The 21,124-nt window shown below is 42.6% G+C and carries 18 protein-coding genes and 1 pseudogene; 7 read left to right on the top strand and 12 right to left on the bottom strand.

From position 1 onward, the window contains the following. Positions 1-43 precede the first annotated feature (43 nt). The gene (locus tag RMY27_RS09920) at positions 44-277 is read left to right on the top strand and encodes a hypothetical protein (RefSeq protein WP_322662707.1); all 234 of its coding nucleotides are present in this window, start codon (positions 44-46) and stop codon (positions 275-277) included. A 283-nt stretch (positions 278-560) separates the two neighbouring features. On the opposite strand, the gene hisD is transcribed toward RMY27_RS09920, so the two are convergent. Then, positions 561-1,841, bottom strand: a complete 1,281-nt coding sequence (gene hisD / locus RMY27_RS09915) for a histidinol dehydrogenase (protein ID WP_322662705.1) — start codon at positions 1,839-1,841, stop codon at positions 561-563. A gap of 136 nt (positions 1,842-1,977) precedes the next feature. Here hisD and RMY27_RS09910 point away from each other — a divergent pair, with 136 nt between their 5' ends. Both RMY27_RS09910 and RMY27_RS09905 read left to right on the top strand, forming a co-directional pair. Continuing rightward, a complete protein-coding gene (locus RMY27_RS09910) occupies positions 1,978-2,766 on the top strand; it encodes a tryptophan-rich sensory protein (RefSeq protein WP_322662703.1) in 789 nt (262 codons plus the stop codon). A 193-nt stretch (positions 2,767-2,959) separates the two neighbouring features. After that, on the top strand, positions 2,960-3,655 hold the full coding sequence (locus RMY27_RS09905; RefSeq protein ID WP_322662702.1) for a pentapeptide repeat-containing protein: 696 nt from the start codon (positions 2,960-2,962) through the stop codon (positions 3,653-3,655). A gap of 26 nt (positions 3,656-3,681) precedes the next feature. Here RMY27_RS09905 and RMY27_RS09900 read toward each other — a convergent pair whose 3' ends face one another. Then, positions 3,682-4,206, bottom strand: a complete 525-nt coding sequence (locus RMY27_RS09900) for a hypothetical protein (protein WP_322662699.1) — start codon at positions 4,204-4,206, stop codon at positions 3,682-3,684. A 768-nt stretch (positions 4,207-4,974) separates the two neighbouring features. On the opposite strand from RMY27_RS09900, the gene RMY27_RS09895 reads away from it, so the two are divergent. Next, positions 4,975-6,618: a calcium-binding protein gene (locus tag RMY27_RS09895; protein ID WP_322662697.1), complete on the top strand. Its 1,644-nt coding sequence runs from the start codon at positions 4,975-4,977 to the stop codon at positions 6,616-6,618. On the opposite strand, the gene RMY27_RS09890 is transcribed toward RMY27_RS09895, so the two are convergent. Beyond that, positions 6,575-6,769 carry a hypothetical protein gene (locus RMY27_RS09890; protein ID WP_322662695.1) on the bottom strand — a complete coding sequence of 65 codons (195 nt, stop codon included), beginning with the start codon at positions 6,767-6,769 and terminating at the stop codon, positions 6,575-6,577. The two genes, RMY27_RS09895 and RMY27_RS09890, sit on opposite strands and share 44 nt — an antisense overlap. A gap of 489 nt (positions 6,770-7,258) precedes the next feature. Between RMY27_RS09890 and urtE the strand changes: the two genes are divergently transcribed. Continuing rightward, a complete protein-coding gene (gene urtE / locus RMY27_RS09885; protein ID WP_322662693.1) occupies positions 7,259-7,957 on the top strand; it encodes an urea ABC transporter ATP-binding subunit UrtE in 699 nt (232 codons plus the stop codon). Here urtE and RMY27_RS09880 read toward each other — a convergent pair. Both RMY27_RS09880 and RMY27_RS09875 read right to left on the bottom strand, forming a co-directional pair. Further along, positions 7,920-8,660 (bottom strand): hypothetical protein, encoded by a 741-nt coding sequence (locus RMY27_RS09880; protein WP_322662691.1) that lies wholly within the window; start codon positions 8,658-8,660, stop codon positions 7,920-7,922. The genes urtE and RMY27_RS09880 overlap by 38 nt on opposite strands. An 8-nt stretch (positions 8,661-8,668) precedes the next feature. Then, entirely contained in the window at positions 8,669-9,982 is a 1,314-nt protein-coding gene (locus RMY27_RS09875) for a cytochrome P450 (RefSeq protein WP_322662715.1), read from the bottom strand. A 625-nt stretch (positions 9,983-10,607) separates the two neighbouring features. Between RMY27_RS09875 and RMY27_RS09870 the strand changes: the two genes are divergently transcribed. After that, entirely contained in the window at positions 10,608-11,138 is a 531-nt protein-coding gene (locus RMY27_RS09870; protein ID WP_322662689.1) for a hypothetical protein, read from the top strand. Here RMY27_RS09870 and RMY27_RS09865 read toward each other — a convergent pair. The 3 genes and pseudogenes from RMY27_RS09865 to RMY27_RS09855 form a co-directional block, all read right to left on the bottom strand. Beyond that, on the bottom strand, positions 11,135-11,692 hold the full coding sequence (locus tag RMY27_RS09865) for a hypothetical protein (RefSeq protein ID WP_322662687.1): 558 nt from the start codon (positions 11,690-11,692) through the stop codon (positions 11,135-11,137). The two genes, RMY27_RS09870 and RMY27_RS09865, sit on opposite strands and share 4 nt — an antisense overlap. Before the next feature lie 106 nt (positions 11,693-11,798). Next, positions 11,799-11,933, bottom strand: a pseudogene (locus tag RMY27_RS09860) (transposase); the annotation flags it as partial. 507 nt (positions 11,934-12,440) lie between these two features. Beyond that, on the bottom strand, positions 12,441-16,892 hold the full coding sequence (locus RMY27_RS09855) for a bifunctional diguanylate cyclase/phosphodiesterase (RefSeq protein WP_322662685.1): 4,452 nt from the start codon (positions 16,890-16,892) through the stop codon (positions 12,441-12,443). A gap of 486 nt (positions 16,893-17,378) precedes the next feature. Here RMY27_RS09855 and RMY27_RS09850 point away from each other — a divergent pair, with 486 nt between their 5' ends. After that, positions 17,379-17,600 (top strand): ferredoxin-thioredoxin reductase variable chain, encoded by a 222-nt coding sequence (locus RMY27_RS09850; protein WP_416211729.1) that lies wholly within the window; start codon positions 17,379-17,381, stop codon positions 17,598-17,600. A gap of 5 nt (positions 17,601-17,605) precedes the next feature. On the opposite strand, the gene RMY27_RS09845 is transcribed toward RMY27_RS09850, so the two are convergent. The 4 genes from RMY27_RS09845 to RMY27_RS09830 all read right to left on the bottom strand — a co-directional run bounded on the left by RMY27_RS09845 (position 17,606) and on the right by RMY27_RS09830 (position 21,057). Further along, positions 17,606-17,827: a hypothetical protein gene (locus RMY27_RS09845; protein ID WP_322662683.1), complete on the bottom strand. Its 222-nt coding sequence runs from the start codon at positions 17,825-17,827 to the stop codon at positions 17,606-17,608. A 109-nt stretch (positions 17,828-17,936) separates the two neighbouring features. Continuing rightward, positions 17,937-18,728 carry a YdcF family protein gene (locus tag RMY27_RS09840; protein ID WP_322662681.1) on the bottom strand — a complete coding sequence of 264 codons (792 nt, stop codon included), beginning with the start codon at positions 18,726-18,728 and terminating at the stop codon, positions 17,937-17,939. Positions 18,729-18,889: 161 nt separating this feature from the next. Next, the gene (locus RMY27_RS09835) at positions 18,890-19,396 is read right to left on the bottom strand and encodes a hypothetical protein (protein ID WP_194044631.1); all 507 of its coding nucleotides are present in this window, start codon (positions 19,394-19,396) and stop codon (positions 18,890-18,892) included. A gap of 134 nt (positions 19,397-19,530) precedes the next feature. After that, positions 19,531-21,057, bottom strand: coding sequence for an AAA family ATPase (locus tag RMY27_RS09830; protein ID WP_322662678.1), 1,527 nt, complete (start codon positions 21,055-21,057; stop codon positions 19,531-19,533). Positions 21,058-21,124: the final 67 nt, after the last annotated feature.

Below are 21,124 nucleotides of genomic sequence, written 5' to 3'. Positions count from 1 at the left end.
CATTATGCTGCGTCGTCTAACCTCCTAAAGATTTACTTTATAAATGGTCTCTAAAGGGGAGAATAAATTTAATATTCCAGCACTAGATTTGACCTTGACAAATTTGGATGGATGTTATCGGGAACTCCGTAATAATTTTACTGTTGCAATTGAACGTCGCGATCGCAATAAAAAATTTATAACTCGTTGGGGAAGTTGGAATAGAGGCGGTATGGAAGTTCAAAAACGCGATGCACTCTATTTTATTCGAGAATCTTTTGATCAATGTCAAGTGTAGACGCTCCCTCTTGCTCTTAGCTCGACTTCAATACTGTTTGGTTAAAGCAAGAGACGCGATGAATCGCCGTCTCTACAATAATTAGTTTTTTGTCTTGACGGCAATTTCTCGCATCTTGGTGATGATTTATCATTAGACTTCTTGCATAAGTCGGCACAAGGGGAAGGTGGGGCCTCTGGGGATAAAGGGCGGGGGGAAGGGTAAAAAGTTCTGTATTGTCCCCTTCCCCTTTAACCTTTACCCTTTTCCCCCTCTTGCAAAAGTGCTTTTTGCAAGAGGTCTATTATTGCAAGCGTACAGATACACTACCTGCATGGGCTGGCAAACCTTCTGCCTCTGCTAAGGTGATAGCTGCTTTGCCTATTGTCTGTAATGATTGTTTGTCACATTCTAAAAAAGTAATTCGTTTGAGAAAGTCGTAGACACTCAAACCAGAGGCAAAGCGGGCAGAACGTGCAGTTGGCAGTACATGGTTGGGGCCTCCTAAATAATCGCCAACCGCTTCTGGAGTGTAGCGTCCTAAAAACACGCTGCCGGCACACTTAATTTGATTGGCAAGGAGTTGCGGGTTGTCCACGCACAATTCCACGTGTTCTGGAGCTAGTTGATTGAGCAGTGGTATACTCTCGGCTAAATCGCTAACTAGAATCACAGCTGCATAATTTTGCCAACTTGCACTGGCGACTTCTCTGGTGGGTAAATCGGCGAGAATTTTCTCAACAGCCTTGATTACTTGTTGCGCGAAGATTTCGGAATCAGTAATTAAGATTGACTGGGCACTAGGATCGTGTTCTGCTTGCGATAGTAAATCCCAGGCAATCCAATCTGGATTGTTCTGGCCGTCAGCTACCACTAAAATTTCTGAAGGGCCAGCGATGCTATCAATGCCAACAGTGCCAAAGACTTGACGCTTGGCTTCAGCAACATAAGCATTACCAGGGCCAACAATTTTATCCACTGGGGCAATGCTTTCTGTACCATAAGCTAATGCTGCGATCGCTTGCGCCCCACCAATGCCATATATTTCTGTCACACCAGCAACTTGAGCAGCAGCCAATACGACAGGATTAATCTCACCACCAGGCATCGGTACTGTCATGACAATTCTTTCAACACCAGCAATTTTCGCTGGTAAGGCATTCATCAACAAAGAACTCGGATAGCTAGCCCGTCCCCCTGGTACATAAATTCCCACTTGCGACAGCGCTACCCAATTCAATCCCAGTTTCACCCCGACTGCATCGGTATAGCCAATATCTTGCGGTAGTTGTTTTTGATGGAAAGCCACAATTCTTTCAGCAGCAAATTCCAGCGCTGCCAAGACATCGGCAGGACATTGGGCCGCGTGTTCGGCAATAAAGGTTTCGCCCAGATGCAAAGACTGGAGATTGTTGCGATCAAAGCGGCTAGTATAGTCCTTGACTGCGGCATCACCACGCACTTTGACATCAGCTAGAATTTCGCGTACTGTCCCACTAACATCAACTGTAACTTCCCGGCGATCGCTTACAAGAGTTTGGAATTTGACAGAAAAATCTTTGTCGGTAGTTTGAAGTAGCTGCATGGACAGTACCTTAAAAGCAGTGAGGTCAATAATCAGTTTAACTCCTGATTAACTTGCTAGATATGACTGTGGCTTATATGCATCACTCTTTTTCAGATGTAAGCTAAAAGCACAAAAGATTATGAGTTAACATCCTATGCAGCAGTCCACAAGAGGCAATTACCGGGATATTTGGCGGCAGCTTGTTACTTTGGCTGCAATCTTTGGTGCTTTTGTTATCAACATAGTATCGAACATTTTTCCGCTCAATGGACTTAACATCGGGGAAATTTCCAATACTTTGTTTAAAAATGTCTTGATTATCCCTGCCAATTACGCCTTTGCTATCTGGGGGCTGATTTACCTTGGGTTGTTTGCTTTTGGGGTATACCAAGCTCTACCTAACCAACGATATGAGGCTGATTTACGTAAGACAGGTTATCTGTTGGTGATTGCCTGTGTTGCTCAAAGTATTTGGGTATATCTATTTTTGTCTCGGTTTTTTGCTCTTTCTGTCATTGCAATGCTCTTGATTCTGTTGCCCTTGATTGCTGTCTATGTGCAGTTAGAAATTGGCAAATCGCGTGTACCTCGGCTGAAAAAATGGTGTATTCACTTTCCGATTAGCATTTATCTAGGCTGGATTAGCGTCGCGACCATTGTCAATGTAGCGTCTGCCTTGAATTTTCACGGGTGGAACGGTTGGGGGATTTCTGCTGTAACCTGGACTCTGATCATGGTATTGATAGCAACAGCAGTTGCAGTAGTTATGGTCATCCAGCGTCGAGACATCGCTTATACAGGAGTAACAATCTGGGCATTAGTAGCGATCGCACTCAAACATTTTGATAACTTAATGCTCAGAAATACCGTATTTATTTTGGCAATTTTCCTATTTTTAACCGCTACGATTAACCGCTTACGCACCCAACAAGAACATATTTAAGTGTAAGTAATGACCAATCCCAGTTGGGGCGGGGTGTGGGGTGTAGGGTGTGGGGGTAGGGGAAGAGACTTTTAGCAAGCGTTCGTTAAGCACGCACAATAATGGTCGGTTGTTACACACACCAGTTTGATTATTATTAGCCAAGATAGATAGTTAGAGCCGTAATCGTCTGAAAAGACCAAAATTTATAGAAATGAAAAATATTATCTCAATTGGTTGGAATAACTGGTTAAAACGGCATAAAGAATCTATTTTATTATTTGACTCAACTGCTGCCGCTAATGAGATTGCCCTGATGCTTAACGGCCAATGGGATGGCTGCAATGGTGTAATTGTGGCTTCTAGTGATGAGATAGCTGTTAACACTGCTGCCAAACTATTACAAGCTACATGGTGTTATCAAGGCGCATCAAAAGCGGTGTTAGACAGAGTAACAACTGATGCAATTTTACGCCGTTATGCAATTGGAGAAAGAAATTTTGTTAATGCTAATTTGAGGTGTGCAGTACTTGCATCAGTGAAGCTGAGTGAAATTAACCTAAGTTATGCTTCGTTGAGTTGGGCGGACTTAAGTCAAGCCAATCTAACTAAAGCTGATTTAACAGCAGCAGACCTCAGTCAAGCTAATTTAAGTGGAGCCGATTTGAGTAAAGCATACCTGATCAGGGCAAACCTCAGCGAGGCAAACTTGCAACAAGCTTCACTTCAGGGGGCTAACCTAAGTAGTGCTAACTTAAGTGAAGTCAACCTCACTGGTGCAGATTTAACAGGAGCTAATCTGTCACGAACAGACCTAAGAGGAGCAAATTTTCACTTGTGCAATTTGAGTGGGGCTAACCTAACAAATGCCAAGTTAATTGAAAGTGACTTAGCTTTTGCTCAACAATGATCGATCGCCGCACTCCAGTATTACCTTTAGTCAGTTCCACCCCAAGTCCAGTTAGGATTGCCATTCTTTAAACTATTTTTTAGCACTACTAGGGGATAATCATTAGCATCAGAGCCACCAGCCAAATCTAAGATGAAGTAAACTTTACCTTTTACAAAGTGCATCCGTAAATAATTAATCTTTCCAGAATAGTCTTGTCCATCAACCTTAGTCATTCCAGCAGAAGCAAAGCATCTAGCATATTTTGGTTTGAGTGTCCCAACCCATGTAACACTAAACCTATTACTGGCTTGAACAGAGATATTACTGGCATAGGCACTTAGGTTAATAGAGCCATCTGTTGCAAAACTGCCTTCTTGATAAGGACGGGATTTTTCAGTAACAATTACCTTGTCTGGACAGCTTTGTTTTTGCTCGTTTTCACTATAAACTTTTAGCTCAATTTTTTGTGATTGATTTTGTGCTTGGACGCACCAGTTGGACAACAAAGGCAGTAAACCAATACTTGTGCCTATAATCAAAATCAAAGGTCTAAATGAAATCATACTCATATTTGAACCAATACTAAATTGAATGTAGTATTAGATTTTAGTAATTAATTGGGGAAATTCAAGTCAGGGTAATTACTGAGAAAAGGAAAAGAAAAATGTTGAAGAAGAAAAAACTTTTCCCCACAATCCCAAAAATTTGGTTTTTACTAACCCAAGCAACATCGGACTCGCAAGTTTTGCTCGGAAATTCTCAAAAAAATTGCGATCGCTTGTAAGCTAAAACACCTGACGAACTAACTACATAAACCGCAGATGTACACGCGCTCTCAAAGTTAATTCAGACTTAGCATACTTTTTAAACACCCTCAAAGCGAGTCAAAAATGTCCTAATTAACCTGAGTACAATAAATCTCTCCTTACCTTGAACTAAATTTCAAGTGTGTGACATCTAAGTAAATATGGTAGTATATGCTTAGTGTTAGGTTATTTAAATGTTCTGTGTTTCAAGGTAAATATGCACGCATAATTTCCCAGCTCAGAAGTATAAAAATCAACTTTTAAGTCAGTAGTTAACTATTTACTTGAATTTACACCCTGATTAATTTGTACAGTATCATTCGACTTAGATAGTTTGAGAGATAAAAATCAGTCCTATTGAAAAGCCTTTTCATAGGATGAATCTTTGATGAATATTACTGTTCCTAATTCTTCAGGTAGAAAGTATGCCAAAACGTCAATTTTGGTCAGTATTTTGTGCCTGAAAACAGCGCTAAATTCAAAGTTGAGAACTGAAGTTACTGAAAAAATGGAATCAGGTAGGTAAAAATTATGGCAAATATCATTGGAACCAGCGGCTACGACTTACTACAGGGTGGTACTGGGAATGATACTCTCATTGGTGGTACTGGGAATGATTATTTAACTGGTGGCGGTGGCAAGGATAAATTTGTTTACAACTTGGGCGACGGCACTGATACAATCACTGATTTTGGTGGCATAGGTAAAGGAACTAACCCGACAGCAGCAGTTATTGCTGAAGTGGACACCATCAAATTCCAGGGTACAGGATTAACTGCTCGAAATTTACTGCTGCTTCAGAATGGCAACAACCTGGAAATCTCCTTTGAAGGGAATGCTAATACCTTAGTTATCCTGGAAAACTTCAAACTAGAAAATTTGGAGAATCTGAAAGCTTCTGGAGCCAAACCAGCACTTGGTAATATCCTGTTTGACGGGCAAAATAGCATCACTGACAGCTTTAATGTCCTCGATTCCAACTCTACTGATACTAGCCTGGGCATCAAGAACACAGTAACTTTCCTCAATGACCTCAACAATAACATTACTGGGTTAGAGGACTCAAATGATGTCGTTAATGGTCAAGGCGGTAATGACAAAATCGATGGCTTGAGTGGAAACGATTTGCTGCGAGGTGGTGCGGGTGATGATACCCTCATTGGTGGTGCGGGAAATGACTCCCTCATTGGTAGTACGGGGAATGACTCCCTTGCTGGCAATAATCTGCTTTCTGGGGGCTATGGCAATGATTATCTCTCCATCTCTGGCTACCGGAGCTTTAGCTACCCAGACTACGACTACAACTCTCGCTCGTCTGGTAAGAACACTCTCAACGGTGGCGCTGGTGACGATAACTTGAGTGCTAGCGGTTCAACAGGCAATAATTTGCTCTCTGGGGACGATGGCAATGATTCTCTCTCCATCTCTGGCTACTACGACGGAGGTAACTACGGATACGACGAATCTCGCTCGTCTGGTAAGAACACCCTCAACGGCGGTGCAGGTAAGGATACCTTGAGTGCTGGCGGTTCAACAGGCGATAATTTACTCTCTGGGGGTGATGGCAATGATTATCTCTCCATTTCTGGCAAATACAGCTATATTCCCAGCGACCCCTACTCACCCCGCGATGTCTCCATCACATACGAGTCTCGCTCGTCTGGAAAAAACACTCTTAATGGTGGCACTGGGGACGACAACTTGGATGCTAGTAATTCAAAGGGTGATAACTTACTCGATGGTGGCGCTGGCAATGATTATATCTCTGCCTCTAGCGCCTCTGGTAAAAACACGATCTATGGTGGTAGTGGGAATGATACCCTTATAGGTGGCTTTGGTAATGATACCCTTTATGGAGGCACTGGTACTGATACCTTTGTTTTCAATAATTACAATAAAGGTGTTGACAGTATTTATGACTTCAACGCGACTAATGAAGTGATTCAGGTATCGGCTGCTGGCTTTGGCGGCGGGTTATTACTAGGTTCACTTCAGACAAGTCAGTTTACTCTCGGAACATCTGCAACGACAAGCAATGAACGATTTATCTATAACAGTGCTACAGGTGGACTGTTCTTTGACCTTGATGGCAGCGCGTCTGGGTCTACTCAGGTAAAATTTGCACAACTATCTACTGGATTGTCCCTCGGCGTAAACAATTTTCTGGTTGTTTAATCGGAATTAGCGCTCTTTGATTGCCAAGCGGTACAGTTTGCGAGGTGCTATTTTTAGCGTCTCGCATTCGATTGCTTAATGCCAGCCATTTTGTTAAGCGATCGCGATTCTTGCAGAGATCAGTAAGATATTCCTTTCTGGAAACGTGCATAGGTTATTTCCAGATTATGGAAATGCCTATGAGTATGTCATATTACCCACTAGTTGAACCCAGAAAAAATTCAGAAGACGCGATCGCACCTATAGAATGTAGGTTTAATGCCGTGGAATCAGATTAATATAGCCATTTTCAATCCGGTGAGGTACAGGTATGCAAATAGACCTAACCCCCTAACCCTTCCCGAAGCGGGAAGGGGGAACAATTCAAAGCCTCTCTCCTTTTAGGAGAGAGGTTTGGAGAGAGGTCAAAATTGTACTTCACGCTTGTCGAGAACCGCTATAATACATTTTTTTGTATCAAGGTTAATTTTATAAAAGATTGCTAAACTTAATCTTTATAAACCTTCTATTTCGTTGCATTCGCAATCAGGTATTATAAGGGATTAACCAGACTCTTAATCAACTGTGGTTAATTATTTATTAACAGAGCGATCGCCAGTTAAAAACTTGATATCAAAATTAAACAGTTAAAAATTCTTTTATGCTCAAAATTTCTAACCTTAACGTTTATTACGGCGAAAGCCATATTCTCCGCAATGTAGATTTGAGCGTACCATCGGGGCAAATGGTTTGCCTAATTGGACGTAATGGTGTTGGAAAAACTACCCTACTCAAAACTATCATGGGTTTACTCAAACCCCGCAGTGGTACTATTAATTTAGCTGAAGAATTAATCAATTCCAAATCTCCAGACCAAAGGGCAAAGTTGGGAATTGGTTATGTCCCCCAAGGACGAGAGATTATCCCTCGGTTGACAGTTAAAGAAAATCTCCTGCTAGGGTTGGAAGCTAGACGCAAACCAGTAAAAAAAGCAGAAATTCCAGAGGAAGTTTTTAGTTTATTTCCGGTGTTAAAAACCATGCTTTCGCGGATGGGTGGTGATTTAAGCGGAGGACAGCAGCAACAGTTAGCGATCGCACGTGCTTTAATGGGAGAACCTCAATTACTCGTCTTAGATGAACCCACTGAAGGTATTCAACCCTCAATCATCCTAGAAATTGAAGCCGCAGTTCGTCACATTGTCGAAACCACAGGCATTTCGGTTTTATTGGTAGAGCAACATTTGCACTTTGTCCGTCAAGCTGATTACTATTACGCTATGCAAAAAGGTGGTATCGTCGCCTCCGGTTCCACCACCGAACTCAGCCAAGATGTGATTCAGCGCTTTTTAGCTGTTTAATTTTTGATATTTCTATATCAATTGTGTCGGCAGCAATCAAGTCTGCTGCTTCTTGTAAAAGCTCACGCTGTTCCTTTTGAATTGCCTCCAAACGATTAGAAATTTCTGCTAATCGTTGTTGTTTATTTGGTTGAAAACTTTCAGTTAGTAAAGTAGGCGGATTATCAGTTGTTTTTGCACCTGTAATTCTTTGAACAGCAAATCTCCCAAGTTTAGTTAAAGATACAAAACTAACTTTAATCAAAGCCTGAAATAATTTTAACGGAACTTTGAGTATTGACCAACTAGCTGTCTCAATTAAGCGGACAATTGCTTTGATGATGCTCCAAATCAGCGCAAGTGCAAACAACAAAATTACTACACTAATAATTGGGTGATTAGCCGCCCAACCTAGTATTTGAACTAACCGAAAAAATATCGGGTGTTGTGTCAACCAATCACTTGCAGAAGATGCGATCGCATCTTTAACTGCGCCCGATGTTGTACTCTTAAATTTATCAGCAGTTTGCCAAGTTTGCTCTAAACTTGTTGTAACTGTATCAATTGCTTTATCAGTTGTTGTAGTGGCTGTTGTCTTCAAAGACTCACCAGCTTGTTGTGCTGAGTTACTTAGAGAGTTAACGCTTCCGCCCACAAAATCTTTCACATTTTGCAAGCGTTGTAAAACTCCGTTAGGTAAATGTATGTTTATTTGGGATGTCATAAAACATTTCACCGAGGTTGAAATCTAACGCGCAATCCGTCTTTCGGGTGATTAGTGGGAACCACAACTTCCTCTAAACTTTGATTGGGTAATATCTCCCAATGATAATTGCGTAGAAGATGAGCAGCAACAATCTTCATTTCCATTTTGGCAAAGGCTAGTCCAATACAGATGCGCGGCCCACCGCCAAAACCAACTAAACTAAAAGGATACTTTTTGTTTTCTTGGCGCTGAGGACTGAAACGGTCTGGTTCAAAAAGGTCTGGTTCAGAATAAATTTCTGCAATTCGGTGAGTAACTCCAATTGAATAGTATAACTGCCAACCAGCAGGAACGTGATAACCTTTAAACTCAAAGTCTTTAATTACGCCACGAAACCCGCCTCCGACAGGTTGATGCAATCTTTCAACTTCCCACAAAACCTGCTCTAAATAGGGCATTTTCCCTAATTGTTCTAAATCCAAGTCACCTTGACTTGCAAGTTGCAATTGTTCAACTTTTGCTTTTTCGAGTACTTCTGGATGACGGGCTAACTCTACACACAACCAAGTCAGCATCGAAGTAGTAGTTTCATGTCCAGCAAATAGTAATAGTAACGCCTGAGCGATGAGTTCTTTTTCACTCATCCGGTTCCCTTCTTCATCTTGGGCTTGCACTAATAAACTCAGAGCATCTTTTGTTGGATTTTGCTGACGTTCTCTGACAACATGAGTTAGATGCTCTAAAATCTGATTACGAGCAGCTATAGCTTTACCAAATGTTGTAAATGGCAAGGGCAACGGATTAATCGCAAACAGTCCATTTGTCATGGCTGCAAACAACTTGCTAAAACGTACACATTCAGGGCCAGGACGCGTACCCAACAATAATTGACTAGCAATATCAAACGTCAGTTGTTTAAATTCTTGAAACCAAGTAAATTCCTGCTGCTTCTCCCACTTTTGGAGATAGCTGCGTGTAATATCTTCCATTGTGGAGACATAATTTGCCAATGCTGGGCCATGCAATGCTGGCATCATCAAGCGACGGTTTCTGCGGTGTTCTTCTCCATCTTGCAGAAAAAGTGATTCACCCAGTATTGTCTTGAAATTATCAGGCCATCCCTCGCGCCAAGAAAAATTCTCCATTTGGCTTGACAAAACCAACTCTAATGCTTCCGGCCCGACCATCACTACAGTCGGTCTGCCAAGAAGATGAGTTTTGAAGATGGGCCCATACTGGCGATAGCGCTTTTTAGCAAAATCGCTGTCGAAAACAAAGGAAAGTGTTTCACCTAATACAGGCAAACCAAAGCTTCCAGGAGGAATTTGATTACTTTTCATATCTCTAAGGGTAGCTATGAAAAAGTTAACACGATATTCCAACTCTGCTGCGTTAGCAAAGCTCGCCGTAGGCATCGCAGCACCCCAAAATATTCTTAGTACTTTCAAATATCTTTGTCTCTTGCACTAATATCATGTTCGCTTGATTACTTACTAAACCCGAAGAACCCCACCCCGCCAAAGCTACGCTTCGTCTCCCCTCCCTGCTTGCGGGGAGGGGATTAAGGGCAGGGCTGTTTCATTCGTTCAGATCGCGATTTTGTCAACAGTATCAGCCAAAAATTTGAGTAAGTTGGTAATCGAAAAATTACGGCTTCAACCGATAAATTTAAGTGCGATCGCCTGGTTTTTGTCTGAATTGGATTGTTAACAACCTGATTTTTTTGACTGATACGCTTGTAAATTAAGGACTTTTAGGGAATGAAACAGCCCTGGGATTAAGGGGAGCCAGTGCGGTCTTGGGGTCTCCCCAAGTGGAGCATCTGGCGTGTGGGGTGTAATGACTGTGGAAATCATAACTAATTAGGCGGACATGATATAACAACCTAAAACCTGTTATCAGTAAATAGCAAAAATACTACTTGAAGAGCATGACACACAAACATCAGAGTTTGATAATACTCCCATGACTTCCTTAAACATCAACCTGTATCTATTCCTAGAAAATCTCCTCTTTTTCCTTATTGCCACGCTTTTTATTGTGGTTGTGAACTGGGGATGGAAAAACGCCAAGCCTTATACTCTACCTTTACCATTTCCCGGTTGGTATAAAATCTGGTTTGGCTCAGTGCAACTGCTAGCAGTAGTGCCGCCATTAGTGGTTATGCTATTGTGGGGTGTATGGTGGGGCGATCGCACGGTGTTAGCTGTGCTTGCTTGGTATTTTATCGTCTTAGGGTTGCAAATCATCTCTGAAAGAGTGACACTTAGGCAGTTACAAAATGTCGTCTGGGTGATGGTTCCTTATATATATCTCCCTTACCGCTTTTGGCAGTTGTATGAGGGTTTGACACTTTTGGATTCTACAAGCGAGTTGCAGTGGGTACGATATTTATTGATTTTTGAATTGGTGCTGTGGATTGTTAACTACGCCATAGATGTATCTCAATTGCCGCGGCTGTTTCGTTGGGAAGTACAATCAAATGACGTGAACTAGGGATTAATCGCAGAATTAGCCATTTTTACTAAAGAAGTGCGATCGCCTGCTTTTAATCCAAAAACATATTGCACACCCTGTTGTCTCCAAGTCAAGGTAGCATCTGAGCAACCAGCACCACAAGTAAAATCTACAAAATAGCCAGTAATTCCCTTAGCTAAGGATACACGTTTCCCAGTCAGGCTGGGTGTTTTGCGGGTTACGGCTTCAGCAGAAACAACGCCTAAACGACAGGCAGAAGCACCATTACAGTCGGGAGTGTAACCCAGTAAAATATCATACTTTTTTTGCGTAGCAGCTTCTATAGTTGCATAAATTGGATTTTCCCCATCTGACTCAGGAATAAACTTTGGTAAAAGAATCCGAATTTGAGTTTTTTGCTTTAATTTAGGCAGAATAGATTTAAAAACTGGGTTTACCTGAGTTTTACTCTGCTGCGCTATCAATTGGGACTGGTTATTTATATTGGCTATGGCTGATTTGTGAAAACTGCTGACACTGACTAATAAAAATACGGCACACACAGCACTAGTATTTCTAAGGCTTAAAATCATCTTTGAAAACCTATTCGATCAAAAGTACTTATTTGTAATACCCAGTTTTAGTATAAAAATACGCATTTAACAGATGAAGCGATCGCTGGGAATAAGAAATACAAAATTAATCAGTCATAACGGCATATATGGCAGCTTCACTCATTTCTGGAAGACGTTCATAATCCTTACTGAGACGACGGTAGTGGTTAAACCAACCAAATGTTCTTTCTACTACTCAACGTTTGGGCAAAACCTTCCATTCTTGCTCAGTATACCCTATGATTTCAACATGAGCTTGAATCATCAGCTAAACTGAAAGCGCTTTCTTTATCAACGTCATAACCGGAATCAACCCAGATAACTTCGTTTATTGGTTGTGGCAAATTAATCCTCAAGGATATTCAGCAAGTGTGTCAGTAACTTACCCAGCGAGTGCAGCAAATATGTCCGACTGGGAAATAGGTTATACAGAAATATTCTAATGTTGATGAGAAATGTTCCAGCATTGATAAGGAATATTCTAATGTTGATGAGAAATATTACAATGTTCCTTATAGATATTGTAATGTTGATGAGAAATGTTCCAGCATTGATAAGGAATATTGTAATGTTGATGAGGAATATTACAATGTTCCTTATGGATATTGTAATGTTGATGAGGAATGTTGCAATGTTGACAAGAACTACTTGTACATTGAGAGTGACGGAGAAAAAAGTAGCGATCGCGCTCCCCAGCCTCCCCTGCTTATCCGAACCCTATTGGAAACTAGCCCAATGGGTGAGGTAGTGCAATGCCGTATCCCTGTGCGTAATCAATTCCTAGTGTCGTAATTCGCTCTAAAATCGCGTCATTCTCCACAAACTCTGCGATCGTCTGAATACCCATAACACTACCAATCTGCGTGATAGCTGTGACAATCGCATTATCTACAGGATTATCGACAATGTTACGAATAAAGCTCCCGTCAATTTTGAGGTAATCCACAGGCAGAGACTTGAGATAAGCAAACGACGACATCCCCACCCCAAAATCGTCTAACGCGAAGCGACAGCCCATCTGTTGAAGTGACTGAATGAACTGCTTGGCTTTGATGAGGTTAGCGATCGCTACAGTTTCGGTAATCTCAAAGCAAATGCACTGGGGTGAGATGGAGTGTAGGCTAAACTGCTCATACAGAAAGTCAATAAACTGATCGTCGTTGATGCTAGAGCCAGAAAGGTTAATCGCATAGATGCTTTGTTTATCGCCAACAAGCGTTGACCAATTTTTGAACAGAGTCTGAATTACCCACCGATCGATCAGGTGCATCAAGTTGTAGCGTTCTGCTGCTGGAATAAACGCCATCGGCAGCACTAAATTTCCCTGCTCATCCCGGAGCCGCAGCAGCACTTCATAATGGTCGCCGTTTTGATCTGCCGGAGCGATCGCGGTAATTCTTTGAGCATAGAGACAAAAGCAATCACTTTCTAATGCTTGAGAAATGCGGTTGACCCACTGCATCTGGCCACGCTGTTGCAGTCGCTCCTGGTCGTCAGTCTGAGCAACATACACGCGATTGCGCCCCCGGTGCTTCGCGGTATAGCAAGCGGCGTCAGCCGTGCTGATCATCTCTGCAAGGCTCTCGCTGTTCCTGTCAATACCAACCAAGCCGATACTTACTCCAATTGAGAATACCTGCTCTTGCCAAACAAACCGGAACTCTTGAACACATGAAAGCAGATTGTTGGCAACTCGTAAAGCTTCCTCCTGTGTACACTGAGTGAGCAATAAGCCAAATTCATCGCCGCCTAAGCGTGCGAGTGTATCAGTTTTCCGAATCTTCTCCTGCAACAAGGCGGTAATTTGACGCAGTAATTCGTCTCCAGCCAGATGACCACAGGTATCATTGACAATTTTGAAGCGATCAAGATCCAAATAGCACAACGCATAAACCTGGTAGTCTAACTTGGCAAGGCGCAATGCTTGTTCAACCCGCCGCTCAAACTCCTGGCGATTCACCAATCCGGTTAAGGCATCATGGCTTGCCTGCCAGGATAGCTGACGCGAAAGCTGGCGGTTCTGAGTCACGTCATGAAACACCATAACCGCGCCAATAACTTGTCCCTCACGATTGCGAATGGGCGCGGCGGAATCTTGAATTGCAATCTCTTGATCGCTCTCAGTAATTAAGACGGTATGGTTTGCTAAACTCACAATTCGATTTTCCTGTAACGCTTGCTCAATTGGGTTCTGAACTACCTCCCGTGTCGTTTCATGCACAATTCTCAAGACTTCTTTTAACGGCAACCCTCGTGCAAATGCTTCACTACATTCGAGCAGAGATTCTGCAATGGGATTGAGGTATTGAATCCTGCTAGAGGCATCTGTGGTTATAACTGCATCTCCAATGGATTGCAACGTCACCTGAGCTAATTCTTTTTCTTGAAAAAGTGTTTCTTCAATTTGTTTGAGGGCTGTGATATCGCGTCCCACTGACTGAAATTCGATAAAGCATCCTTGCTCATCAAACAGCATTCGGTTATGCCACTGAGTCCAACGCACCTTATTTGCCACAACGACGCGATTCTCAATGATGACAACAGGATTATCAGCACTCAGTGAAGCTATTAATTGAGCAACTCGCTCCCGATCTTCCTCAAAGATAATCGGTTGATAGCGGCTGCCGATCAGTTGCTCTGGCGATCGCCCAAAATAAAGTGCATAAGCTTGGTTGACAAAGGTGAGTGTACCGTCTGGTAAATATCGGGTGATGAGTTCAGTCTGATCTTCGACAATGGCACGGTAGCGAATCTCGCTTTCTTTCAAAGCAATTTCTGCTTGCTTGCGATCGCTGATATCAATCAGCACACCCAACATCCGCACAGCTTTACCTGCTTCGTTGTAAATACTGCGTCCTTTTCCAGTTATCCAGCGCACCTTGCCATCGGGATGAATCACCCGATATTCAGCTTCATAATTAGTATGCTGAGTTATAGCGTTGAATAGAGCCTGTTCAACTCGGTCAATATCCTCTGGATGAATAGCATTGCGCCATACCTGGTATTTAGCTGATGATGTTTCTGGTTCTAACCCTAACAAACGGAAATGGTTGTCGTTCCAGATGACTGTCCCCTCAAGCAAATTCCAATCCCAACTAGCGATATGGTTAAATTCCATTGTCAGCCTGAGTTGTTCTTCACTTTTGGCTAAGGCTACTTCTGCTCGTTGGCGTTCTTCTTCGATCCGCTTCTTAGGGCTGATATCCGTAACTCGTACCAAATTCATCACTCGGTCAGCAACCCTGATTTGTTTAATTGCCATGTTTCCCCAAAAGCAATTGCCCTGCTTGGTGAGGTATTCAATTTCGCGACTCCACAACCTTTGCTGGTTAATTTCTTCGACAATGCTGGTTAGTTCATCAGAAGTAAACTGCTCTTTTTGTAAAGTATGACCTTCAATATTAATGAGTTCAGCTTTGCTTGAGGCTGCAAATAATTCTACTGCACGATTATTACAGTCTATGGTCAGTAACGTTTCTGTGTCTACCAAAAAGAGCGCATCAGCGGATTCGTTAAAGACAGCTTCTAGCAAGTCGCGGCTCTTGGTGAGTTCTAACTCGCTTTCTTTACGTTCTGTAATATCTTGAATAGCTCCATACAGTCTAATAGTTTTACCTTGAGTATCATAAGCTACCTCTGCTCTGGACTCCAGGTAGCGTAATGAGCCATCAGGTCGGACAATGCGATATTCAAGATTGAAAGGAGTTTTATTGGCGATCGACTTTAGTAAATGCCTCTGCAACCCTGGTCGGTCTTCTGGGTGAAGCATCTGGAGAAATGCAGCCTGCGTCGGTACTGATTCAGCAGGATTTAAACCGAAGATGCGGAAGGTTTCGGCTGACCAAATTTGTCTTTGAGACTCTAAATGCCATTCCCAACTGCCCAGATGGGAAATCTTTTGAGCAGTAGCTAGCAGCGTTTCACTGCGTCGGAGTTCTTCCTCGGCTTGTTTGCGTTCATTGAGTGCGACTTGCCGTTCTGTAACATCTTGGGCAGTTCCATAGAGACGAATTACTTTTCCATCCGCGTTGAATTCTGCATATCCAATCCCCTCAATATAAATAGTAGACCCGTAAGTTGGAGATGTACGCAGAATGAGTTTGTAGGATTCGCCAGTTGACATTGCCCGCTCAATTGCTTGGGCTAATTTTCCTGCATCTTCTGGCCAGTACAGTTGCAGATTTTCTTGGTAGTTCGGCTCAAGAAGCGCGGGATCTCGATTAAAGAGGCCGAACAATTGCTTTGACCAGGTAATTTTGCCACTGGCAATATCAAATTCCCAATTACCGAGACGAGCAACTCGCTGAGATTCTTCTAATAAGCTTTCATTCTTGCGTAGTGTCTCTTCAGCACACTTGAGATCGGTAATATCCACTACCAGCCCATCCCAAGCCACACAGCCATTCTGCAACTGACGTGGCGTAGAACGAAAATGTAACCATTTTAGCCGAGCGCTCGGCGTTTGGATTCGCACTTGTATATCAAACACCCAGAGATTCCGCCACGATTCATCCTCTGCTGCCTGGAAAAGTGGTACATCTTCTGGAATAAACTGGCGATAGAGCAAACTTGAATCTTTCAGTGCATCTTCTGCCCTAACTTCCATCAGTCTTTCAATCCCCGCGCTTATATAAGAAAAGCGATCGCTGCCATCAAATTCGCGGATTACCTTATAAATTGCCCCATTGGGCAGATTATCGCCAATTCGCCGCAACATAGCTTCCCGCTCTTGTAATGCGAGTTCTGCCTGTTTGCGTTCGCTAATTTCCCGCTCCAGTTCTCGATTAGCTGCCTCCAGTTGTGCAGAACTGGGGAAAGCAACTGCTTTTGGCATCAAAGGTATAAGTTCACAAGCTGTATACAGTGAAACTATGGCTGTAATAGCTTTGATTAAACCACTCAACCAATAAGTTGGATACCAGAGCGTCAAAATGTCCATGACGTGCGTAGTACCACAAGTAACAATAAATATTGCAAATAGGACAAACACCCACTTGAAGAAAAAATCTTGGCGCTTGCGGACAAAATAAAGTAGTGCGATCGGAATAGAATAGTAAGCAAGCGCAATCAAACTATCAGATACAACATGCAACCCCACTAATTCTAGTTTCCAGAGATAGCAATGACCGTGGGGAATAAACTGTTTATAAGCAAGAAGGCTTTTCCAAAATTCCAGCATCACGCGTCTCAAGCAAAAGTTGTTTGATTTAGTATAGTAGTTAATTATACTTAGAAAACTTTTTTAGCATTGGTTAGCTTGCCTTTGCAGGCATCGCGGTTGCTTTCAAACGAGCGATCGCAATTACCAAGCATCTGCCATACACGAAACATTCGTGAGAGAGTTGACCTGGGGAACATCCTAGCGTCAAGATAAAAGGGTTGGATATCTTGTCAAAGTACTAAGCACATCCGATATCGCCTGATTTTCTTTCATTTCCCTGCTTCTGGGTTAAAGAGAAAGGCTATGGGCGATACTTATTAACGTGGCAAAAAACAGAAAAAAGTACGCGCGGATTGCTAAGACGTGCCTGGACGCAGAGGGTTAAGCCGTTGCACCCCGATGAAGCGTCAAGAAATAGCTGATTAAATCAAATTCTAAGCGATTTAATCATATATTTTGTAGCAGATACTTGTGGAAAAGAAAATGCTAGGTGTAAATGTTGTTATGAAAGTTGGCGATCGCGTCCGCGTTAAAGATTCGGTAGTGGTGTATCATCATCCTGAACATCGGAATCAGCCTTTTGATATCAAAGGTACAGAAGGCGATGTAGTAGCTATTGCCACCCAATGGCGAGACAGACCAGTAAGCGCTAATCTGCCGATTGTAGTCCAGTTTGGTAAAAAGTTTAAAGCCCATTTACGTGAAAATGAGTTAGAAATCATCTAAATCACTTATCGGCGGCGAAACCACTGAAAAATATTCAGTTCGCCGCGCATTCTTTTAAGGTCTTGGCGGTTTTGTTCTGCTGTTGTATAATACCAATCACAATAACGCTGAAACTCTGACCGTGACCGAACTTCGTGGTAAAACTGATGGGTTGTTTGGTAAGCGGCAAAAGCTTCCTCAACTTCAGGTTGAGCAACTGGAATAATATAAGGTAAATTTTTTGACATAAAATTAAGAGTCGGGAGTCGGAAGTTTTGAATTCAGGTAATTACCGCACTTCTTAATTAATAACTCATAATTCATAACTCATAACTTTATAACAACTCCTAACTTTAATTAAAGCCAACCGCGTAAGCGATAAACTAAAGAACCAATATACTCTTTTAAAGCGATGGTAAATTGGTGTAAGTTGTCAGTATCAGGTAATAAATTGAGTATAGCGGCTTTGGGAGTACTACCGAGTTCTTGCAACTCACCCTCACTAACTAAAAAGTCAGTGGGTGCAGGAATAGCATTGATTCCTTGACGCTGGAAAATCTGAAGCGATCGCGGTATATGCATTGCCGAAGTTACTAATAATACTTGATTTATCCCACGAGATAACAAGATTTTGCGGACATTTACAGCATTTTGATAAGTATTGAGAGAGTCAGGTTCTTGGATAATCGCCTCAGCTGGAATACCAATGGATGTGAGTATTGTGGCCATATCTGCTGATTCTGGAGAACCACTTCCACGCCAATCAATGCGTCCCCCGCTCAGAATGATTATAGGCGCTTTTTTCTGGCGATAGAGTTGTGCCGCGTAGATAACGCGATCGCCTGCTTCACTCAAATCAACAGTAGGTCTAGGGGGAAAAGCTGATTTCGTTGCGCCACCCAAAACTACAATCGCTTCTGCATTAGGTATTTGGGCAAGTGGAAGATTTTGCCATTCTAGCGATCGCACTAATGATTTAGCGATCCAAGCATTGCTACAAAATAGCAATAAAATTAGGGAAAAAGCAATTGCGATCGCAGCAGCCCGTGGTCGTCTCCACAAAGTCACTAACGCTACTACCAAGCTTACACAGGCTAATCCTAGTGGATAAAAAAATAGTGGCAGTAATTTGGATAGATATAAGAACATATTGTTAGGGCGTGGGGCAGGGAAGCAGGGGAGCAGGGGAGCAGGGGAGCAGGGGAGAAGAGGAGAAGTAGCAAGTAAATCTTTCCCCTCTGCCCCTCTGCCCCTCTGCCCCTCTGCCCCTCCGCCCCTCTGCCTCTTTTCAACACTCAATTCCCAAATTACTACCTTTCCCAAAACTTGTAATTGAAACCACTGCCAGGAGCGCGACGGTAACGGCGACCGGCTTTTCTGATTTGCCGTTTGTTGATCCTTTCATTCGTTGATTCAACTTCTGTCTCTTCTGATTCTTCAACTTGCAACTGAGTTCTAGTTTCTTCCTTACTTCCCCACCAAGCAGTAATCCAGCCTCCAGCTAAAGCGCCTAATCCACCTAGTAAGATACTCATGGGTGCGGGATAGCCCAAATATACAAAGCCCAGCATGAAAAATAACCAGTATTTCAATCCTGTATCGACACCATCAGATGAGGCGACAGCTGGAGCTTGGGGACTATTATCAGTTAAATTTGCGATCCAGCTTAAGATAAAACCGCCCATGATTCCTAAGAATATGCTCAGGGCTGGTGCAGAGCCAGTCATTATTAATATAAATGTTAAAAATGCCCCAAATAATAGTTGAGAAAAGAAGCTAGGAGAAATACTGAACAAGTCGTTCTTTTTGTCTGCCATAAAATAAAAAACTTATTTAACTAATTACTAATTCGTAATTCGTAACTCGTAATTAAATCGAAAATTACGAATTACGTTAGCGAGTCCGCGTTCGCTTTTAGCGTCTCGTAGAGAGCGTCATTACGAATTACGAATTATTTTAATTGTGCCTGTTGTGGCTGAGTTGTATCCCAAATCTTTACATAAGGTTGTTCCTTTTCAGTGAAAGGTTCAGCTTGTTTGATTTGTGAGGCTAATAAATCGGCGGTGGCATCAGCAATATCACCAGTGCGATTGTTCAAACGCTCTTTTAGAACTTCCAGCGGTGCTGTGCATTGGATAATCTGAAGGGGAAGTTGATGTTTTGTAGCTTGTGCGATCGCTTCTTGCCGCAATTGCTGCTTATCATACTTGGCATCCAAAATCACCGAAAAACCTTGTTTAGCTAGGATAATTCCCAATTCCAACAGCCGTGTGTAAGTTTTCTCGGTCATCTCCGGTGTATACAAATCATCGCCACCCTTTTCCCACAAAGAAATTCCCCCTAGATGCTTCCGCACTGCATCCGAACGCAGGTGAATCGCTCCCTGTTGACGGGCTAAAGACCTTGCTGTTGTACTTTTACCAGAACCCGACAATCCCGACATCAATATTAATTGTCCCAGATTTGGTTTAGTGTACTCCCAAGCCTGTTTGTAATAGTCAGCGGCGGTTTTTGTCGCTTCTTCCTTCACCGTCGCGGGTACACTCGGATCGTCTAGCAAAAATGAAGTTACCTTAGCTCGGACATAAGCCTGACGACTTAAATACAAAGGCAGCACCTGCAAGCCTTCCCAGTCTCCAGTTTGCTCTATATAGGCATTCAAAAACGCATTACCCAAGTCTTTGCGTTGGCGAGCTTCCAAATCCATCACCGTGAACGCCACATCGTACATCACATCCACAAAGCGAAACGGCTCGTTAAACTCAATGCAATCGAACAGCAAGATTTTATCGTGCCACAGGGCAATATTTTTCAGGTGTAAGTCTCCGTGACATTCACGAATATAATCGTTGTGAATTCTGCTAGCAAATAATTCTGGACGTTCGGCAAAAAAGTTATCTGTATATTGCTTTGTTTCTGTAAATTGCGCCTGAGTCTGGGGGCCACCAATATACTTCTCAGTTTGCTGATAATTCTCATCAAAGGCAGCGCGAACATTTGGCACTTCGCCAAAAGTGCGAATGTAATCATTCGTCTGAGCTTCGGCATGGTATTGAGCCACCACCCGTCCCAACTCATCTAGGCGTGTCTCATCTAACTTACCTTCTTCAAAAAGTGTACTTAATAGCGACTCTTGAGGAAACTGGCGCATCTTCAGCACGTATTCTACAGCCTCAACCGTTCCCCCTAACTGGTATTGCTCTCCTACCAAAGTTATGGGCAAAACTTCTAAATACAGTTCGCCTGCTCCCCGTTGATTTAGCCGTAACTCTTCCTGACAAAAATGATGCCGCTTCTCTAAGGTAGAAAAATCCAAAAAACCAAAATTCATGGGTTTTTTCACCTTATAGGCATAATCCCCAGTCAGCAGCACATAAGAAATGTGGGTTTGAATTAGTTGAATAGGTTCTGTTACCGGATGGGGATAAAATCCCGGCTGCAACATTTGCTCAATAAAAGCTGGAAGAGTCGCTGTCATCTCTGTCCTTTGCGCCTCTGCGCCTCTGCGGTTCAAATACAAAAAAACCAGGAGTTTCCCCCTGGCT

The organism is Nostoc sp. DedQUE09, from assembly GCF_034530915.1.
GTDB lineage: Bacteria > Cyanobacteriota > Cyanobacteriia > Cyanobacteriales > Nostocaceae > Nostoc.
The sequence above is the reverse complement of the archived record's forward strand: the minus strand, read 5'-3'. Positions and strand labels throughout refer to the sequence as shown.

Excerpts from the sequence above, each read along its gene's own strand:
- RMY27_RS09910 (WP_322662703.1), top strand. The coding sequence starts at position 1,978 with ATGCAGCAGTCCACAAGAGGCAATTACCGGGATATTTGGCGGCAGCTT.
- RMY27_RS09835 (WP_194044631.1), bottom strand. The coding sequence starts at position 19,396 with ATGGCAGACAAAAAGAACGACTTGTTCAGTATTTCTCCTAGCTTCTTT.
- RMY27_RS09905 (WP_322662702.1), top strand. The coding sequence starts at position 2,960 with ATGAAAAATATTATCTCAATTGGTTGGAATAACTGGTTAAAACGGCAT.
- RMY27_RS09895 (WP_322662697.1), top strand. The coding sequence starts at position 4,975 with ATGGCAAATATCATTGGAACCAGCGGCTACGACTTACTACAGGGTGGT.
- RMY27_RS09855 (WP_322662685.1), bottom strand. The coding sequence starts at position 16,892 with ATGCTGGAATTTTGGAAAAGCCTTCTTGCTTATAAACAGTTTATTCCC.
- RMY27_RS09845 (WP_322662683.1), bottom strand. The coding sequence starts at position 17,827 with ATGTCAAAAAATTTACCTTATATTATTCCAGTTGCTCAACCTGAAGTT.
- RMY27_RS09880 (WP_322662691.1), bottom strand. The coding sequence starts at position 8,660 with ATGACATCCCAAATAAACATACATTTACCTAACGGAGTTTTACAACGC.
- RMY27_RS09870 (WP_322662689.1), top strand. The coding sequence starts at position 10,608 with ATGACTTCCTTAAACATCAACCTGTATCTATTCCTAGAAAATCTCCTC.
- RMY27_RS09920 (WP_322662707.1), top strand. The coding sequence starts at position 44 with ATGGTCTCTAAAGGGGAGAATAAATTTAATATTCCAGCACTAGATTTG.
- RMY27_RS09865 (WP_322662687.1), bottom strand. The coding sequence starts at position 11,692 with ATGATTTTAAGCCTTAGAAATACTAGTGCTGTGTGTGCCGTATTTTTA.
- RMY27_RS09850 (WP_416211729.1), top strand. The coding sequence starts at position 17,379 with ATGAAAGTTGGCGATCGCGTCCGCGTTAAAGATTCGGTAGTGGTGTAT.
- RMY27_RS09875 (WP_322662715.1), bottom strand. The coding sequence starts at position 9,982 with ATGAAAAGTAATCAAATTCCTCCTGGAAGCTTTGGTTTGCCTGTATTA.
- hisD (WP_322662705.1), bottom strand. The coding sequence starts at position 1,841 with ATGCAGCTACTTCAAACTACCGACAAAGATTTTTCTGTCAAATTCCAA.
- urtE (WP_322662693.1), top strand. The coding sequence starts at position 7,259 with ATGCTCAAAATTTCTAACCTTAACGTTTATTACGGCGAAAGCCATATT.
- RMY27_RS09890 (WP_322662695.1), bottom strand. The coding sequence starts at position 6,769 with ATGCACGTTTCCAGAAAGGAATATCTTACTGATCTCTGCAAGAATCGC.
- RMY27_RS09830 (WP_322662678.1), bottom strand. The coding sequence starts at position 21,057 with ATGACAGCGACTCTTCCAGCTTTTATTGAGCAAATGTTGCAGCCGGGA.
- RMY27_RS09900 (WP_322662699.1), bottom strand. The coding sequence starts at position 4,206 with ATGAGTATGATTTCATTTAGACCTTTGATTTTGATTATAGGCACAAGT.
- RMY27_RS09840 (WP_322662681.1), bottom strand. The coding sequence starts at position 18,728 with ATGTTCTTATATCTATCCAAATTACTGCCACTATTTTTTTATCCACTA.